This is a genomic window from Paenibacillus mesotrionivorans (genome assembly GCF_046098205.1).
GTDB classification, from domain to species: Bacteria; Bacillota; Bacilli; order Paenibacillales; family NBRC-103111; genus Paenibacillus_AR; species Paenibacillus_AR mesotrionivorans.
On sequence record NZ_JBJURJ010000001.1, the window covers coordinates 254,356 to 269,815 of the forward strand.

Genomic DNA, 15,460 nt, shown 5'->3' on the forward strand with positions numbered 1-15,460 from the left:
TGGAGGATTGCATCATGGAATTGCGCCAACTGCAATACGCCCTGCAAATTGCCGCCGAAAAAAACTTTTCCCGCGCCGCCGAAAAGCTTCATATCGCCCAGCCCTCACTCAGCCAGCAGCTGTCCAAACTGGAAAAGGAGCTGGGTGTGCTTTTGTTCCAGCGCAACACCAATTCCGTGGAGCTGACCCATGCCGGCTCTGCGTTTATGGAGAAGGCCCAGATGATTCTCGATATGGTAGGCCAGCTGGAACGGGAGATGGAGGATATTTCCGATATGAAAAAGGGCCGCCTGAACGTAGGCTCCCTCCCCATCACCGGGTCCCATATGCTGCCCCGGGTGCTGCCCCTTTTCCACAGCCGTTTTCCCGGGATCGAAATCCATTTGATCGAAGACACCACCAATGTATTGGAAAATCTGACCGCCGCCGGCCGGACCGATATCAGCCTGTTAACCCTGCCGGTTTTGGACTCCAACCTCTCCTGGGAGCCGCTGCTGGATGAGGAGATCCTGCTGGCCGTCCCTCCCACCCATCCGCTGGCGGGACGGGCCGCACCGGACGAAACGGCCACGGTCAGCATCCGCCAACTGCGGGAAGAGGCGTTTATTGTACTGAAGCGGGGACAGGGCTTCCGGCAAATTGCGCTGGAGCTGTGCCGGAGCAATGGCTTTGAACCGCGGATTGTGTTCGAAAGCAGTAATATCGAAACTGTCCAGTCTCTGGTGGCTGCCGGAATGGGCATCGCCTTCGTGCCCAGCATGATCGCTCTTGGGCACGGCACCTCCTTCCGCCCCGACTATCTTCAACTGAAGGAGCGGCCTTACCGGACGCTGGTGGCCGCTTACCGCAAGGGCCGGTACATCTCCAAGGCGGCAGAGGCCTTTATGGGAGTGATGCGGGAGGTGATGAACAAGGGGGACGGGTCAGAGCCTCCCGTTCAGCCGGCACCGGGAGTGGAGCAGGAGGATTAATTCTCCGGCTCCCAGCTGCCGTAGACATCAGGGCGCCTGTCCCGGAACACGGAAATCCGCTCCCGGGCTTCTTTTATACGGTTCAAGTCCAGTTGGGCGGTGACGATTTCCTCCCCTTCTCCCCCTTCGGCCAATACCTCACCCCACGGATCAACAATGAGGGAATGACCGAAAAACTCCTGTCCGCCTCCTGCTCCAACACGGTTGCATGCGGCCACATAGACCTGGTTTTCGATAGCCCTCGCCACAGCCAACGTCCGCCAATGCTGCAGCCGGGGCTTAGGCCACTGGGCGGGAACCAGAAGCAGCTCCGCCCCGTCCAGCACTAGAGCTCTGGCCAGCTCAGGGAATCTCAGGTCGTAGCAGATCATCATTCCTGCGGTAACCCCTTCCATCTGGACAAGCTCCCGTGTGGACCCCGCGGTCAGATGCCGGTCCTCCCCCATTGGCCCGAACAGGTGAAGCTTGGCGTAGCGGGACATCACAGAGCCGTGCAGGTCCATGACGTATGACGCATTGCGGATGCCGTCCTCCCGCTTTTCGGCGATGGACCCGGCGGCAATGGTGACGCGGAGCTCCCGGGCTAGGGCGCCCGCCCAGGCTTGCACCCGTTCGCCCTGCCAATCTCCCAGCTCCCCCAGCCGTTCCAGATCATATGCCGTGTCCCACAGCTCGGGAAGCAGCAGCAAATCCGGTTTATCGGGGGCAGCGGCAGCTTTGCGGATCAACCGCTCCGCGTTCCGGTAATTGGCCTCCGGGTCCCCGAAGGCAACATCCATTTGCAGCAGACTAATGCGGGGCATCCGTTTCCCCTCCTTCCACAGTCGCTTTACTCCATCTTAAAGCAAAGGCTTTCCACTCTGCAAGGCAGATGGATAGCAGGATAAGCACCGGTGGGTTAACAGCCTCCTGGGGCTCAACGGAATCCCATTGGCGCTAACGGAACTTAGAGGTCCGTAAACGGTGTTTAGTGCACATTTTCTACGCTAACGGAACTCTGAGACCCTTAGCGGCAAAAAGTGCAGAGATTTCGCTGCCAACCAGCGTCTTATAGCTCCTCAGTTCCGTTAAAATTGCAGAAACCTTATTTTCCGCGTGTAAGAGTCGTTGAGTTCCGTTACATGCGGACCCACGGTAGCGTTCGGCCTGTTCTACAGCAAACGGCGCTCCAGACCGGTTCTGCGTTAAATCCACTGCACATCCACCATGATTTCACAGTGAACCCATGGTAAAATCCACGGCGGATCTCCCCCAAAGACAGTTGGCATGCTTTACAAAGCTGCCGCAGAATGCTATCTTAAACAAAAGAGTTTTATTGCGATAACGTATCGATGGGAATAGTACGCTGCCTTCCCGGCGAACAGAGAGCAGGCTTCCCGGCTGCAAGAGCCTGCCGCCACCTACGGAACCAGCAGAACCCGCCCCTGAACGGTCAACGACGAGTTGAACGGCCCCTGCCGTTACCAGGGACTTAAGAGGGCGCCTGTCGGGCGCCAATCAAGGTGGTACCGCGGAAGCTTACAGCTTTCGTCCTTCGTGTTTGGAGGACGGAGGCTTTTTATTTTGTTTACAGGAGAGTTGATGGTATGACCCGAATCGTTGTCAAAATTGGCAGCAGCTCGCTTACCTCCGCGGAAGGCGGCCTGACCCGGAGCAAGGTGCGTTTTTTTGCCGATGAGATAGCCGCCCTGCAGAAATCCGGCCACCAGGTGCTGCTGGTCACCTCCGGCGCCGTAGCCGCAGGCTTCACCACCATCGGTTATGCCAAGCGCCCCAAGCTGCTGCATGAAAAGCAGGCCTCCGCCGCAGTGGGCCAGGCTCTGCTGATGCAAGCCTATAATGAAGCGTTCCAAGAAAGCGGAATCGCCGTGGCCCAGATTTTGCTCACCCGCACCGACTTTTCCAGCCGCCAGCGGGGCCACAACGCCCTAATGACCATTGAGGAGCTGCTGGCCCACGGCATTGTGCCGGTTATTAACGAGAATGACACGGTGTCGGTAGCGGAGCTGAAATTCAGCGAAAATGATACTTTATCCGCATTAGTAGCCAATCTGGTGAAGGCCCGGCAGCTGGCAATCATCACCGATATGGACGGATTATACACCGGCGATCCCCGTAAAACCCCTTCCGCCGTCCGCATCCCTCAGGTGGACCAGATCACGCAGGAGATCCTGGAATATGCCGGAGGGGCCGGCTCCTCCGTCGGCACCGGAGGTATGCGCTCCAAGCTGGATGCCGCCCGCATCGCCACCAGAGGCGGGGTTCCCGTTTTTATCGGCCAGGTGACGGAGCCCGGTGATTTAACTGCTGCAGTACAGGGCACAGGCAAAGGCACTTATTTTACCACAAGCCTCAACAAGCTCCCCATCAAGAAACAATGGGTCGGGTTCCTGTCCGTCCCTCACGGCTCCGTCCTGGTGGATGCCGGCGCGGAAAAAGCGCTGTTTGCCGGAGGCAAAAGCCTGCTGCCCGCAGGGGTTACCGGTGTCAAAGGGGACTTCCATCCGGGGGATGTGGTGGAGGTTATCAATCCCGAAGGCGGCGTAATCGGCCGGGGGGTTGTGAATTACGAATCCTGGCAGCTGAAAGCTGTTGCAGGACTCAGCACCGAGGAAGTGCAGAAGAGGGTGGATGTTGCCCGCATTGAAGTGATCCACCGGGATGAATGGATCACGTTGTCCGAATAATATTTTCTCGATTATAAAGGAGGGCTTCAAGGATGAGTGAAGTTGTTCAAAAAGCGCTGTTGGGTAAAGAGGCCTCCATTCGGATGGCAAAACTGACCACCCGCCAAAAAAACGATGCCCTGCGGGCCATGGCGGATGCCCTGGTCCGGGAAAACGCCTCGATTATTGCAGCCAATCAAGAGGATTTGGCCAGAGGCCAACAAAACGGCATCGGTGAATCGCTGCTGGACCGCCTGGCGCTAGATGAAAAACGCATTCAGGGGATTGCGGAGGGTTTGCTTCAAATTATCGGCTTGCCTGATCCCGTAGGGGATGTGCTGGACCAATTCGAGCGTCCCAACGGGCTGGTTGTCCGCAAGGTCAGCGTGCCGCTTGGTTTGATAGGCATCATATATGAAGCCAGGCCCAACGTGACGGTGGATGCCGCAGGCCTTTGTCTGAAATCGGGGAATGCGGTGCTGCTCCGTGGAGGCTCGGATGCATTAAGCTCCAACATCCGGATTGTGGAGGTGCTGAAAGCGGCCCTGGCCACCACTGTTGTTCCTCCTGAGGCCCTGCAGCTAATAACCTCCAGCGACCGCGCTTCCGTGGATGAAATGTTGAAGTTGAACGGCCTGTTGGACGTGGTAATCCCCCGTGGCGGCCGGATGCTGATCCAGACGGTGGTAGCCAATGCCACGGTTCCCGTCATCGAAACCGGCGCAGGGGTTTGCCATACCTATCTGGATGAAACTGCGGATCCGACCATTGCCCTGAACATTGCCGTTAATGCCAAGGTGCAGCGTCCTTCCGTGTGCAATTCCATGGAAACCCTGCTGCTTCACGAGGAATTCGCCGAAGCCTATCTTCCGGGTATTGCTGAAACGTTCCGCACCTTGGGTGTACAGCTTCGCGGCTGCCCTGCCTCCATTCGAATTGCCGGTCCCATGGAGGAAGCAACGGATGAGGACTATGCCACCGAATATAACGACTACATCCTTAATGTCCGCATCGTGGAGAGTCTGGATGAGGCGCTGGAGCATATCCGGCGGTTTGGGACCCAGCATTCCGAATGTATTGTGACTGAACATCCCGAACGGGCGGAACGGTTCCTGCAGGAGGTGGATGCGGCAGCGGTTTACCATAACGCCTCCACCCGGTTTACCGACGGCTTCGAGTTCGGCTACGGCGCCGAGATCGGCATCAGCACCCAGAAGCTTCACGCCCGGGGTCCCATGGGGCTTCCTGCCTTGACCTCGACAAAGTTCCTGGTGTATGGAAGCGGCCAGATTCGCGGATAGAGGATAAGCCCCGGTTATACGTCTTCCAAAAATAAAGAAAAAAAGGAGTGGAGTCCAGATGCCGCTTACTGGTAAAAAAATCACATTTATCGGCGCCGGATCGATGGCTGAGCCCATTTTCAAAAGCCTGATCCAGCAAAAGACTGTCCGGCCCGATCAAATCTACATTATGAACCGCAGCAATGCTGCCCACCTGACAGTCATGCGGGATACCTACGGAGTCCATGCCGCATTTACACCGGAAGAGAAGGAAAGCTTTATCCGAGAGGCGGACATCGTCATTCTGGCCATGAAACCCAAGGATGTCCGGCAGGCCTTCGAGGACTTCAACCGGTTTCTGAAGCCCTCCCAGCTCCTGGTTTCCATGGTGGCCGGGTTGTCTCTGGAAACTCTCTCCCTGCTTGTCCCGGAAGGGATGCCCATTGTCCGCACCATGCCCAATACCCCCAGCTCCATCGGGCTGGGCGCAACCGGACTTTGCTTTTCCCCGGAAACAACGGAATCCCAGCAGAATATGGGGTTGTCCCTGTTCCGTGCCATTGGCGAAGCTTATCCCATCCCCGAGGAGAAGATGAATATCCTGACGGGCATTTCCGGAAGCGGTCCGGCATATGCCTTCTACTTCATGGAATCCATGATCGCCGCAGGCGTGAAGGGTGGTCTGTCCCCGGAGCTGGCCAAGCAATTGACGGTTCAAACCGTGCTTGGCGCCGCCTCCATGGTGAAGCTTACAGGCGAGGAGCCTGCCGAGCTCCGGCGCAAGGTTACCTCCCCCAATGGCACCACTCAAATGGCGATTGAGGAGTTCCAGCGGGAGGGCTTAAGCGGCATTGTGGAAGCCGGTATCAACCGCTGTGTGGCCCGGGCGGCGGAGATCGGCGAAGGTCTCAGCCAAGAGGTGCGGCAAAGCTTATGAGTACACGTAAACCAGTCATCTTTTGCGACTTCGACGGTACGATCACCCTGACCGATAATGTAGTTGAGCTGTTTAAGCATTTCCGGCCGGAAGGTGCGGAGGAAATTCTGCGGCGCACAACAACCAAGGAAATGTCCATCCGCGAGGGTGTGGAGACGTTGTTCGCCCTCATGCCCAGCTCGATCAAACCCCAACTGGTGGAGTTTATCCAAGGCCAGCTCCAGATCAGAAGCGGCCTGCAGGAGCTTCTGGATTTCTGCAGGACGCACAATGTGGAGTTTCTGGTAACCAGCGGAGGAATGGATTTTATCCTGTATCCGGCTCTTGAGCCGTTTGGCATCGCGCCCTCCAACATTTATTGCAACAACACGGATTTCAGCGGTACCCATATCCATATACACTCCTCCCATCCCTGCGATGAGCATTGCGAAAGCGACTGCGGCATGTGCAAAAGCACGGTGATGCGGCAATATCCCCAGGAGGAGTATTACCGGATCATGATCGGCGACAGCATTACTGATTTTGCCGGTGCAGCTTTTGCGGACCTGATCTTTGCCCGCTCCCATCTGGAGGACGAATGCCGCCGTCTGCAGATGCCCTATTTGCCCTTCGAAACCTTCCATGATGTTGTCCGGCAATTTCCGGTTCTTCCAGATTAATCACGGTCTTACGAAACGAAACGCAAAAAAGCCTTGACGGGATCTCCACCACCGTCAAGGCTTTTTGTATTCACGCCGCTTTTATCTGCCGCCTCGGAAACGCTGTGCATGTTCCTTAGCTTGCTCCGGGGTAAACACTTTGTTGCGCTTCCATTCCAGCAAGATCCGGTCGATATACCGGAAATGAATCTTTCCGGCGAACACCGCTTCCTTCAGGGCCATATGCAGCAGCTCCACCGGATACCGGTCTTGGTCCAGCCAACCGGTGATCGTCTCCATTTCCATCGGCGTCAACGGACGGGCAAATTCCCGTTCGAACAGCAGGAAGATATTGCCCTCCTGTTGGGAGCGGTCGGTTTTCCGGTTACCGGCGGCAGTTGGTTCCGGCAGCGGGCTTTTTACGGCAGGCACCGTTTTTTCAGGCTCCTGGCCGGATTCCATGGTAATCACCATGGCCAGCTGCTCCCACAGCCCATCCAGGTTGTACCGCTCATAACGCATTCCCGTTAAGGAATCACTTGCTTCATCGATGCCAATGAACCCTTCCTTCACCAGCTTTTGGAGAGTAGCGGATACCTTCTCCTCTGTCAGACTCATTCTGTCTGCCAGTTCTCCCGGTGTTGGAAAATCATTATGCTCTCGATCCCGGAACCCGATCAGCTGCAGAAGCAGCATCGCCTCCGGCTCGGATAAATCCAGCTTGGCATATCCCGTCAACAACAGCATGGGAACGGCGATGGAGCCGGAGCGCAGCCCCGCCAGCACACCGTCCCGCAGGTCTTTCCATGGATCATTCATTTTGCTCATCCCCTGGTCCCTCCCGCCATGTCTTTCTATGGGAAAAGAGCCCCGAATAACAAGGCTCTTCCAAGATGCATAAATATGAATCCCCCAAAAGTGGGTTAGTCTCCATTGTTTACCTGGAGGCTCCCCCAAAAGTAATCGGAACAAGCTTCGTCAGCTTCACTTCATTTTTGGGGGACGTACTTATGGGTACAAACGGTACAGAAGCCGCGGGAACGGAATGGTTTCCCGCACGTGGTCCAGACCGCAAATCCAGGCTACAGTGCGCTCCAGTCCCAGGCCGAAGCCGCTGTGGGGCACAGTGCCGTATTTGCGAAGATCCAGATACCACTGGTACGCTTCTGTGGACAGCTCATGCTCGGAGAAACGGGCCTCCAGCAGCGCCGGATCGTCGATCCGCTGGCTTCCTCCGATAATCTCGCCATATCCCTCCGGGGCAATCATATCGGCACAAAGCACCACTTCCGGACGGTTCGGGTCCGGCTTCATGTAGAAGGCCTTGATCGCCGTCGGATAGTGGGTGATGAAGACAGGCTTGTCGAAGCTTTCGGCAATGGCCGTTTCATGCGGAGCGCCGAAGTCCTCGCCCCACGGAATGTCGTGCCCATTCTCCTGCAGGAACTTGATGGCATCGTCGTAGGTGATCCGCGGGAACGGTGCGGTAATCTTCTCCAGCTTGGAGATATCCCGCTCCAGCACCTCCAGCTCCTTGCGGCAGTTGGTCAAAACGCTCTGCACCACATGGGACACAAACTGCTCTTGAACGCGCAGGCTTTCGTCCAGATCCACAAACGCCATTTCCGGCTCGATCATCCAGAACTCGATCAAATGCCGGCGGGTTTTGGACTTCTCCGCCCGGAAGGTCGGGCCGAAGGAATATACCCGCCCCAGTGCCATAGCGGCTGCTTCCATGTACAGCTGCCCGCTTTGGGTGAGGAAAGCGTCCTCGTCGAAATATTTGGTATGGAACAGCTCCGTGGTTCCCTCGCACGAGGACGGAGTCAGAATCGGCGGGTCCACCAGCTTGAAGCCGCGGGTATCAAAAAACTCCTGCACCGCACGGATAATCTCCGCACGGACGATCAGCACAGCCCGCTGCTTGGGGCTGCGCAGCCACAGATGGCGATGATCCATCAGGAAATCCACGCCGTGTTCCTTCGGGGTAATCGGATAATCTTGTGTAATCTGGATGATTTCAATTCCGGTAACGGTCAGCTCATAGCCGCTTTGGCTGCGGGGTTCCTCGCGGACCACACCGGTGGCATAAAGAGAGCTTTCCTGAGTCAGCGACTTGGCTGCTGTCCAAACCTCTTCGGGGACTTCACTTTTCACCACAACGCCTTGAATATAGCCTGAGCCGTCACGCAATTGAAGAAATACGATTTTACCGCTGGACCGCACATTGTGGAGCCAGCAGCCGATGCGGACTGTTTCGCCCGCATGGGTGCCAACCTCCCGGATCATGCACTGTACCGCCATATAGGGAGCCTCCCGGAAATATAGTAGCTGTGACTTACTTATGAGACTTCTTTACGATTTCGTGGGTGTCGCGGGCGATAACCAGCTCTTCGTTGGTCGGGATAACCAGAACCTTCACACGGGAGCCTTCCTTGGTGATCAAACGCGGCTCGCCGCTGCGGATTTTGTTCAATTCCGGATCCACATCAACGCCCATCCAGCTCAACTGCTCGAGAATGCTCAGACGCAGCACAGCGGAGTTTTCGCCGACACCGGCTGTGAACACGATGGCGTCCACACCATTCATAGCGGCAACATACGCACCGATTTGCTTGCGGATACGGTATTCGTACATTTCGTATGCCAATTTGCAGCCCTTGTCGCCCTTCTCCATACCTTCCACAATTTCACGCATGTCGCTGGAGCCGCCGGAAATGGCTTGCAGACCGCTGTGTTTGTTCAGCATAAAGTTGGCTTCCATCGGGCCGATGCCTTCCTTGCCCATTACAAACGGGATGATGGCCGGGTCGATGTCGCCGCTGCGAGTACCCATCATAAGGCCTTCCAATGGAGTCATCCCCATGGAAGTGTCGAAGGATTTCCCGCCCATAACGGCTGTAACGGAACCGCCGTTGCCAATGTGCGCGGTAATGATTTTGGTGTCTTCCAGCGGCTTGTCCAGGAACTGGGCAGCCACATGGCTGACGTAGAAGTGGGAGGTGCCGTGGAAACCGTAGCGGCGAACCTTATGCTTCTTGTACAGACGAAGCGGGAGCGGGTACATGAAGACCTTCTCCGGCATAGTAGCGTGGAAAGCCGTATCGAATACCACAACCTGCGGAACACCGGGCATGTTGATTTCACAAGCGGAAATCCCCATCATGTGGGCCGGATTATGCAGCGGAGCCAGATCGAACAGGCTGGTGATGCCTGCCTTGACTTCAGGAGTGACCAGCACGGATTCGGAGTACAGGTCGCCACCTTGTACCACACGGTGTCCGACGGCTTCCACCTCGCTGATGGAGGAAATAACGCCGTGCTCCGGATGGACCAGACAATCCACAACCTTCTTGATAGCCACATTGTGATCCAGAATTTCGCTGACTTCCTTCAGCTCCGGCTTATCAGTGGGCTCGTGCACCAGAATGGCGGTGTCCATGCCGATGCGCTCGACGCGGCCTTTGGCCAGTACGGATTCGTCATTCATATCATACAGCTGGTATTTAAGAGAAGAGCTACCTGCGTTAACTACGAGAATTTTCACAGACGGTCACCATCCTTGTCATAAGCGAAGAATCCTTGTCCTACTTTAGTGCCCAATTGGCCGGCACGGACCATTTGCTTCAACAGGAAGCTCGGGCGGTATTTGATATCGCCGAATTCACGGAACATGCCTTCCATAGCGGCGAGAACGGAGTCCAGACCGAAGCGGTCGCACATTTCAAGCGGTCCGTAATGGAAGTCATAGCCGATTCTCATAGCGGAATCAATATCCTCAGCGGAGGCTACGCCTTCAGCCAGCACGTGCAGCGCTTCGTTGATCAGCGTACATACCAGACGTGTGGTTACGAAGCCCGGGGATTCGTAGACTTGGATACCCTTCTTGGTGATGGTTTCTTCTACGAATTGGCGGGTCAGCTGGAAGGTTTCTTCCGAGGTTTTCAAGCCGCGGATGATTTCCACCAGATCGATCTTTGCTACCGGATGCAGGAAGTGCATGCCGATAACCCGGTCGGGACGCGTGGTTTCCGCTGCCAACTGGGTCAGGCTGAGTGTGGAGGTATTGCTGGCAAGAATCACTTCCGGAGGACAAATCTTGTCCAGGCTGCGGATCACTTCATTTTTAGCTTCCAGGTCCTCGCTGATGGTTTCAATCACCATGTCGCATTCGGCGATTTTGTCCAGCGCATAAACCTTGTGGATTTTGGAGAGAATCAGCTTCTTTTCAGAGACCGTAATGGCCCATTTTTCAATCTGCTTGTCCAGGCTGACCACGATCATATCCCAAGCCTGATCCAGTTTTTCGGGGGTTTTTTCCACCAGGAAAACTTCCATCCCCTTCACCGCCAGCATTTCGGCGATGCCTTGGCCCATCGTGCCGGCCCCAATTACACCAATCCGTTTGAATTGCACTCTTTTCACCCATTCCTTGTTATATTTATGTAGGACATTCACACGTTTGCAATTGCAAACCGGGCTCTTCTTATACATTGTATCCAAGCCCCAAGATCCGATTCGCAAAGAAAAAGCCTCCCGGGCGTGCAGGTCCAGGTCAGCTTTTCTGCCATGAGCTATCATACCATTTTTCCACCCGCTTGAGTTCGGATGAGGACAAACATTCGATATTTCGACAATAATAGAAGATGGCCCTTTCTAAGCATACGAAAAAAAAGTGAGGAGCGCAAGCCTGTCTCCCCACTTCCCTTAAGTTTTCGCCTTTTTTTGGCACTATGCGGAAACGCCCTTGAGTTCTTCCACAGCCGACATTTTTTCCTTAAGCAGCGCTCTGAACTGCTCGCCGGACATCACTTCTTCCCGGAGAAGAATGTCCAGGGACTGCTCGAATACACGACGGTGCTTCTCCAGAAGGTTCCGGGTACGGGTGGTCAGCTCTTCCATAATGGACGCATTCTCCTTCATGAGCTCTTCCTTGGTCATCATCTCACGGTCAATAATGCCGAGGCGTGTCAGCCCCGCATCCATCATATTCTTGACCATAGACAGCGCCTGTTCGAAGTCATTGCGGGAGCCTGTGCTGCGGCCGCCGTAGAACATCTCTTCGGCAACAGCACCGCCAAGGGCGATCATGATTTTCTCTTCAATAAATTCCTTGGTATACAGGTATTGCTCAGCCTGCGGATTATGCCGCACATACCCAAGCGCCTGGCCTCTCGGGGATAAGGCAACCTGGGAGACAGAGCCGGATTTCAGGAGCTCGGCGGCAATAGCATGACCAAGTTCGTGGTAGGCAACACGGATCTTTTCCTCCCGGGAGGCTTCCCGGTCCGAACGTTCCCCCATCATGACCTTATCTACGGCCAAGGACAGATGCTGCTGGCTAATCTTCTCCAAGCCATCCCGCAGGGCGTAGATAGCTGCTTCGTTCATCACACTTTCCAACTGGGCGCCGGAGAATTGGAAGGTCTCGTCGGCTACCTTATCCAGATTAACCGACTCTTCCAGAGGTTTGTTCTTAGCATGCAGCTTCAGAATATGCATTCTGCCCTTGCGGTCCGGCAGATCCACGGTAATGTGGCGGTCAAACCGGCCGGGACGGAGCAGCGCACTGTCCAGCATTTCCTTGCGGTTCGTGGCTGCCATGATGAGAACCCGGGGACTGTCCGTAGTATGGATCCCGTCCATCTCCGTCAGAAGCTGGTTCAAGGTCTGGTCATATTCCTTGTGCTGGCCGCCGGAGCGTTTGCCGCCGATGACATCAATCTCATCGATGAACACAATGGCGCTGTCCTTGCCTTCCTTCTGCGCCCGGTTCCGGGCGTCCTTAAACAGGTCGCGGACCCGGCTGGCACCGACACCCACATACATTTCCACAAACTCCGAGCCGGAGGCGGCAACGAATATGGAGTTGGTATAATGGGCAGCAGCTTTGGCCATCAAGGTTTTGCCTGTGCCTGGAGGGCCTTCCAGCAGAATGCCCTTCAAAGGCCGGATGCCCAGCCGTTTAATGTCCTCATGCTTAATGATAAAATCCAGTGCTTCCTTCAGTTCATTCTTTGCCCGGTCCTGGCCGCCAATATCCTCAAAGGTCATATACGACGGTGTCCGGCTTTTGGATTTCCGGTCCACGGCGCTAACCGCCGCGGCCCCTCCGGTTCTCGCTCTCGTGATCATAAACAGAGCAACTGCTATCAAGCCCATAAATACAACCGGAATCACATTCAGCCCGATAAAAGCGAGAAACGCGATAACAACAGGGACAATGCCGATCAGAATTTCCTTCCCGTATTTCATCATTGGCTCCACACTCCCATCTTGGCAGCGGTACGGGGCAGGATTACAAACTTCACATGCTCCCCTTCCGTCAAACGCACATAAACATTATCGTCATCCATCTCGGTTTGAACGGACAAGCCTTGAAGCTGGCCTGCCTTAGCGTTCAAAGCAGCCGGAATATCGGCGTAACGGCGGGTTTCCATGGCCTGGGCCACGTCGAACAATGCAGTAGACCACCAGTTCTCCAGCTGCGGGGAGGTGTTGCTGGTCACTTTAATCTCAGGCACCCGGTCACCGGCTACCTCGTCGTTCTTTTGGCTAATTTTGTGAACAATTTCACGTATATTAGCTTGATTGTTAAGCTGTACATTAAACACCGTCTTTTGCCCGGAGATGCTGGCCTTGTAATCCACAACCCCAGCTGTCTCATTCAAAGCATGATTCAAAGGACTTTCTAGAGCGACACTATGATAAATAAACCATCCGCCGAACAGAACGGCCGCCGATGCGACAACAGCAATTAGAATAGGTGTTGCTTTGAGCTTCAAGGGATGTCCCCCTTCCTGTAATTAAAAAAGATTCGTTATTTAGAATGAATACTAATATAATAATGAGTATATCACTTTTTTATATACTAGAGTATATCAACTTTGTGAATACTTCTTAGCGAATTTGTGGAAAGAAAAAAGACACCCTTCCAGGTGTCTTGACAACATTTAACCTTTTGCTCCCAATCTATAGGTATCCAAGAGTTCGCCGTCGGCGAACCGGTAATAGCCGTAGAAGCCTTCCGTACGCCCGTTTTCCTGCTCGCGCTCGTAATAAACCTCCCACACCAGCTCTTGCTCCAGCTTACCCGGTGTAACCCGGAGAATGCGGGCAGCGGGATCCGCGGCAGTCACCTTCGACGAAACATTGGCCATAGAAATACCGTTGGACTCATATTCTGTATGGATCCCCGATTCTTCTCCGATCCATACGATCATTTTTTTCTGGAGTTTGTCTTCTCCGAAGACGATGCGCCAGGTTTCCGTTCCAATAAAGGTGTCCACCCGGTCGGCCTTCACCATCATGGTCTGGCTGTAAGCGGTCAGGACCGCCTCCTTCTTCTCCTGCCATTCCCCCGCGGTCAGACGCTCCCCGAATATAAACAGTCCAAGGAGCAGTACAGCCAAGCAGATGCTCCCCAGAAGCACATTCTTTTTCCAGCGGCTCATTCTCCCATCCCTCTTGTAGCGGCCTTAAGCTCCTTAACATGCTACATGCAGAGCTTATCTTCCGATAATCCCCTCGTAGCGGCGTTGGAATTCGGCCTTGATTTTTTCCTCGTCCAGCGTGAGGCATTCCCCGTTCTTCACCGTTTGTTTGCCGTTCACCCACACATCGGTGACATCCCCGGCTGAAGCGGAATAAATGATATGGGATACGTAGTCGGTCCGGGGGTAGAAGTGGGGACGGTTGTTATCCAGACCGATAAAGTCCGCCTTCATCCCCGCCTTGAGGACACCGGTGTCCGGCAGCCACAAGGATTTGGCCCCGTCGGCCGTACCCATGCGGAATGCAACTGTAGCCGGAACGGCAGTGGGATCGCCGGAGACTCCTTTATGGATCAGGGCGGCCAGGCGCGCTTCCTCGAACATATCCAGATTATTGTTGCTGGCGGAGCTGTCCGTACCCAGGGAAACCAGGAGCCCTGCGGCAAGCAAGTCCGGCACCCGGGCCACACCGCTGGCCAGCTTGAGATTGCTGCCCGGATTATGGCTGATGCGCACGTCATAGCGGCAGAGAATATCGATTTCATCATCCGTCAAATGCACTCCGTGGGCAATCAGGCAGGGCCGGCCGAATACACCCAGCTTCTCCAGGTGGGCGGCGGGGCGCAGACCGTATTGGGCTACATTCTCCTCCACTTCCCGGATGGTTTCAGACATATGGATATGAATAGGCAGGTCCAGCTCATGTGCGGCTTGCACGATGCGTTCAATATAATCAGGCGGGCATGTGTACGGGGCGTGGGGCGACATCATCGTAGTGATTCGTCCGTCTGCCTTGCCGTTCCACTCTCTGGCGAAACGGATCGCCTCCTGCAGCTTCCGGTCCTGCTCCTCCGGCGGACACAGTCCGATGACTCCCCGGGCCAGAACGGCGCGGATCCCGGATTCCTCTACAGCCTTGGCCACCTCATCCATATGGTCATACATATCCACGAAGGTCGTGGTGCCGCCCTTCATCATCTCGACAATGGACAGAAGGGTCCCGCACCGCACGTCCTCTGCAGTAAATTTGGCTTCATTGGGCCACATTTTCTCCGAGAGCCATACCTGCAGGGCCAGATCATCCCCGTAGCCGCGCAAATAAGCCATCGCCGCATGGCCATGGGTATTCACCCAGCCGGGCATAAACAGCTTGCCGCGGGCGTCCAGGCGCTGGACATTGCTTTCACCCGGTTGGCCGGGATAGGCCCCCTCCTCAAGCTCCGTTATCCGGTCACCCTCTACCGCCATATATCCTTTCACTACCGGGCGCACTGCGTCGCCGGTGACAAAAACACCGTTTTCAATAACCAGTCGGGTCATCCGATAAGCCCCTTTCCTGTTGCTGCAGAATTATAAGTGCCGCAGGCAATCTCTTTTCTTCACTCTACAATGACCGGAAGGGAAAATCAAGAAAAGATCCATTGCATACGGGACGGAGAATATGGTATTTTAAGAGTTACGGATGCATAACAAAG

The 15,460-nt window shown here is 55.2% G+C and carries 14 protein-coding genes; 5 read left to right on the forward strand and 9 right to left on the reverse strand.

Features of this window, described 5'->3' with window-relative positions; genetic code table 11:
* The first annotated feature begins 14 nt into the window (after positions 1-14).
* Positions 15-971: a LysR family transcriptional regulator gene (locus ACI1P1_RS01180; protein ID WP_416214522.1), complete on the forward strand. Its 957-nt coding sequence runs from the start codon at positions 15-17 to the stop codon at positions 969-971.
* Here the strand turns inward: ACI1P1_RS01180 and ACI1P1_RS01185 are convergent.
* On the reverse strand, positions 968-1,774 hold the full coding sequence (locus tag ACI1P1_RS01185; protein ID WP_416214523.1) for a carbon-nitrogen family hydrolase: 807 nt from the start codon (positions 1,772-1,774) through the stop codon (positions 968-970). The genes ACI1P1_RS01180 and ACI1P1_RS01185 overlap by 4 nt on opposite strands.
* A 783-nt stretch (positions 1,775-2,557) precedes the next feature.
* On the opposite strand from ACI1P1_RS01185, the gene proB reads away from it, so the two are divergent.
* The 4 genes from proB to ACI1P1_RS01205 are packed head-to-tail and all read left to right on the forward strand — an operon-like array spanning position 2,558 to position 6,513.
* The gene (gene proB, locus ACI1P1_RS01190; RefSeq protein ID WP_416214524.1) at positions 2,558-3,658 is read left to right on the forward strand and encodes a glutamate 5-kinase; all 1,101 of its coding nucleotides are present in this window, start codon (positions 2,558-2,560) and stop codon (positions 3,656-3,658) included.
* 32 nt (positions 3,659-3,690) lie between these two features.
* Complete coding sequence (locus ACI1P1_RS01195) at positions 3,691-4,938, forward strand: glutamate-5-semialdehyde dehydrogenase (RefSeq protein ID WP_416214525.1); 1,248 nt, start codon at positions 3,691-3,693, stop codon at positions 4,936-4,938.
* Positions 4,939-4,996: 58 nt separating this feature from the next.
* Entirely contained in the window at positions 4,997-5,854 is an 858-nt protein-coding gene (gene proC / locus ACI1P1_RS01200) for a pyrroline-5-carboxylate reductase (RefSeq protein WP_416214526.1), read from the forward strand.
* Positions 5,851-6,513 carry an MtnX-like HAD-IB family phosphatase gene (locus tag ACI1P1_RS01205; protein ID WP_416214527.1) on the forward strand — a complete coding sequence of 221 codons (663 nt, stop codon included), beginning with the start codon at positions 5,851-5,853 and terminating at the stop codon, positions 6,511-6,513. Before proC ends, ACI1P1_RS01205 begins: the two co-directional genes overlap by 4 nt.
* Positions 6,514-6,594: 81 nt before the next feature.
* On the opposite strand, the gene ACI1P1_RS01210 is transcribed toward ACI1P1_RS01205, so the two are convergent.
* From ACI1P1_RS01210 to ACI1P1_RS01245, 8 genes are all read right to left on the reverse strand, one after another.
* Positions 6,595-7,320, reverse strand: coding sequence for a DnaD domain-containing protein (locus tag ACI1P1_RS01210; RefSeq protein ID WP_416214528.1), 726 nt, complete (start codon positions 7,318-7,320; stop codon positions 6,595-6,597).
* 180 nt (positions 7,321-7,500) lie between these two features.
* Positions 7,501-8,796, reverse strand: a complete 1,296-nt coding sequence (asnS, locus tag ACI1P1_RS01215; RefSeq protein ID WP_416214529.1) for an asparagine--tRNA ligase — start codon at positions 8,794-8,796, stop codon at positions 7,501-7,503.
* Positions 8,797-8,830: 34 nt separating this feature from the next.
* Positions 8,831-10,039, reverse strand: coding sequence for an acetate kinase (locus ACI1P1_RS01220; RefSeq protein WP_416214530.1), 1,209 nt, complete (start codon positions 10,037-10,039; stop codon positions 8,831-8,833).
* Complete coding sequence (locus ACI1P1_RS01225) at positions 10,036-10,908, reverse strand: 3-hydroxyacyl-CoA dehydrogenase family protein (RefSeq protein WP_416214531.1); 873 nt, start codon at positions 10,906-10,908, stop codon at positions 10,036-10,038. Before ACI1P1_RS01225 ends, ACI1P1_RS01220 begins: the two co-directional genes overlap by 4 nt.
* A gap of 315 nt (positions 10,909-11,223) precedes the next feature.
* The gene (locus tag ACI1P1_RS01230) at positions 11,224-12,750 is read right to left on the reverse strand and encodes an AAA family ATPase (RefSeq protein ID WP_416214532.1); all 1,527 of its coding nucleotides are present in this window, start codon (positions 12,748-12,750) and stop codon (positions 11,224-11,226) included.
* Complete coding sequence (locus tag ACI1P1_RS01235) at positions 12,747-13,277, reverse strand: hypothetical protein (protein WP_416214533.1); 531 nt, start codon at positions 13,275-13,277, stop codon at positions 12,747-12,749. The genes ACI1P1_RS01230 and ACI1P1_RS01235 overlap by 4 nt, the downstream gene beginning before the upstream one ends.
* Before the next feature lie 168 nt (positions 13,278-13,445).
* Positions 13,446-13,946 (reverse strand): cell wall elongation regulator TseB-like domain-containing protein, encoded by a 501-nt coding sequence (locus ACI1P1_RS01240; RefSeq protein WP_416214534.1) that lies wholly within the window; start codon positions 13,944-13,946, stop codon positions 13,446-13,448.
* A 54-nt stretch (positions 13,947-14,000) separates the two neighbouring features.
* Positions 14,001-15,305, reverse strand: coding sequence for an amidohydrolase (locus ACI1P1_RS01245; RefSeq protein ID WP_416214535.1), 1,305 nt, complete (start codon positions 15,303-15,305; stop codon positions 14,001-14,003).
* Positions 15,306-15,460: the final 155 nt, after the last annotated feature.

Excerpts from the sequence above, each read along its gene's own strand:
- proC (WP_416214526.1), top strand. The coding sequence starts at position 4,997 with ATGCCGCTTACTGGTAAAAAAATCACATTTATCGGCGCCGGATCGATG.
- ACI1P1_RS01180 (WP_416214522.1), top strand. The coding sequence starts at position 15 with ATGGAATTGCGCCAACTGCAATACGCCCTGCAAATTGCCGCCGAAAAA.
- ACI1P1_RS01230 (WP_416214532.1), bottom strand. The coding sequence starts at position 12,750 with ATGATGAAATACGGGAAGGAAATTCTGATCGGCATTGTCCCTGTTGTT.
- ACI1P1_RS01195 (WP_416214525.1), top strand. The coding sequence starts at position 3,691 with ATGAGTGAAGTTGTTCAAAAAGCGCTGTTGGGTAAAGAGGCCTCCATT.
- asnS (WP_416214529.1), bottom strand. The coding sequence starts at position 8,796 with ATGGCGGTACAGTGCATGATCCGGGAGGTTGGCACCCATGCGGGCGAA.
- ACI1P1_RS01240 (WP_416214534.1), bottom strand. The coding sequence starts at position 13,946 with ATGAGCCGCTGGAAAAAGAATGTGCTTCTGGGGAGCATCTGCTTGGCT.
- ACI1P1_RS01245 (WP_416214535.1), bottom strand. The coding sequence starts at position 15,305 with ATGACCCGACTGGTTATTGAAAACGGTGTTTTTGTCACCGGCGACGCA.
- ACI1P1_RS01205 (WP_416214527.1), top strand. The coding sequence starts at position 5,851 with ATGAGTACACGTAAACCAGTCATCTTTTGCGACTTCGACGGTACGATC.
- ACI1P1_RS01210 (WP_416214528.1), bottom strand. The coding sequence starts at position 7,320 with ATGAGCAAAATGAATGATCCATGGAAAGACCTGCGGGACGGTGTGCTG.
- ACI1P1_RS01185 (WP_416214523.1), bottom strand. The coding sequence starts at position 1,774 with ATGCCCCGCATTAGTCTGCTGCAAATGGATGTTGCCTTCGGGGACCCG.
- proB (WP_416214524.1), top strand. The coding sequence starts at position 2,558 with ATGACCCGAATCGTTGTCAAAATTGGCAGCAGCTCGCTTACCTCCGCG.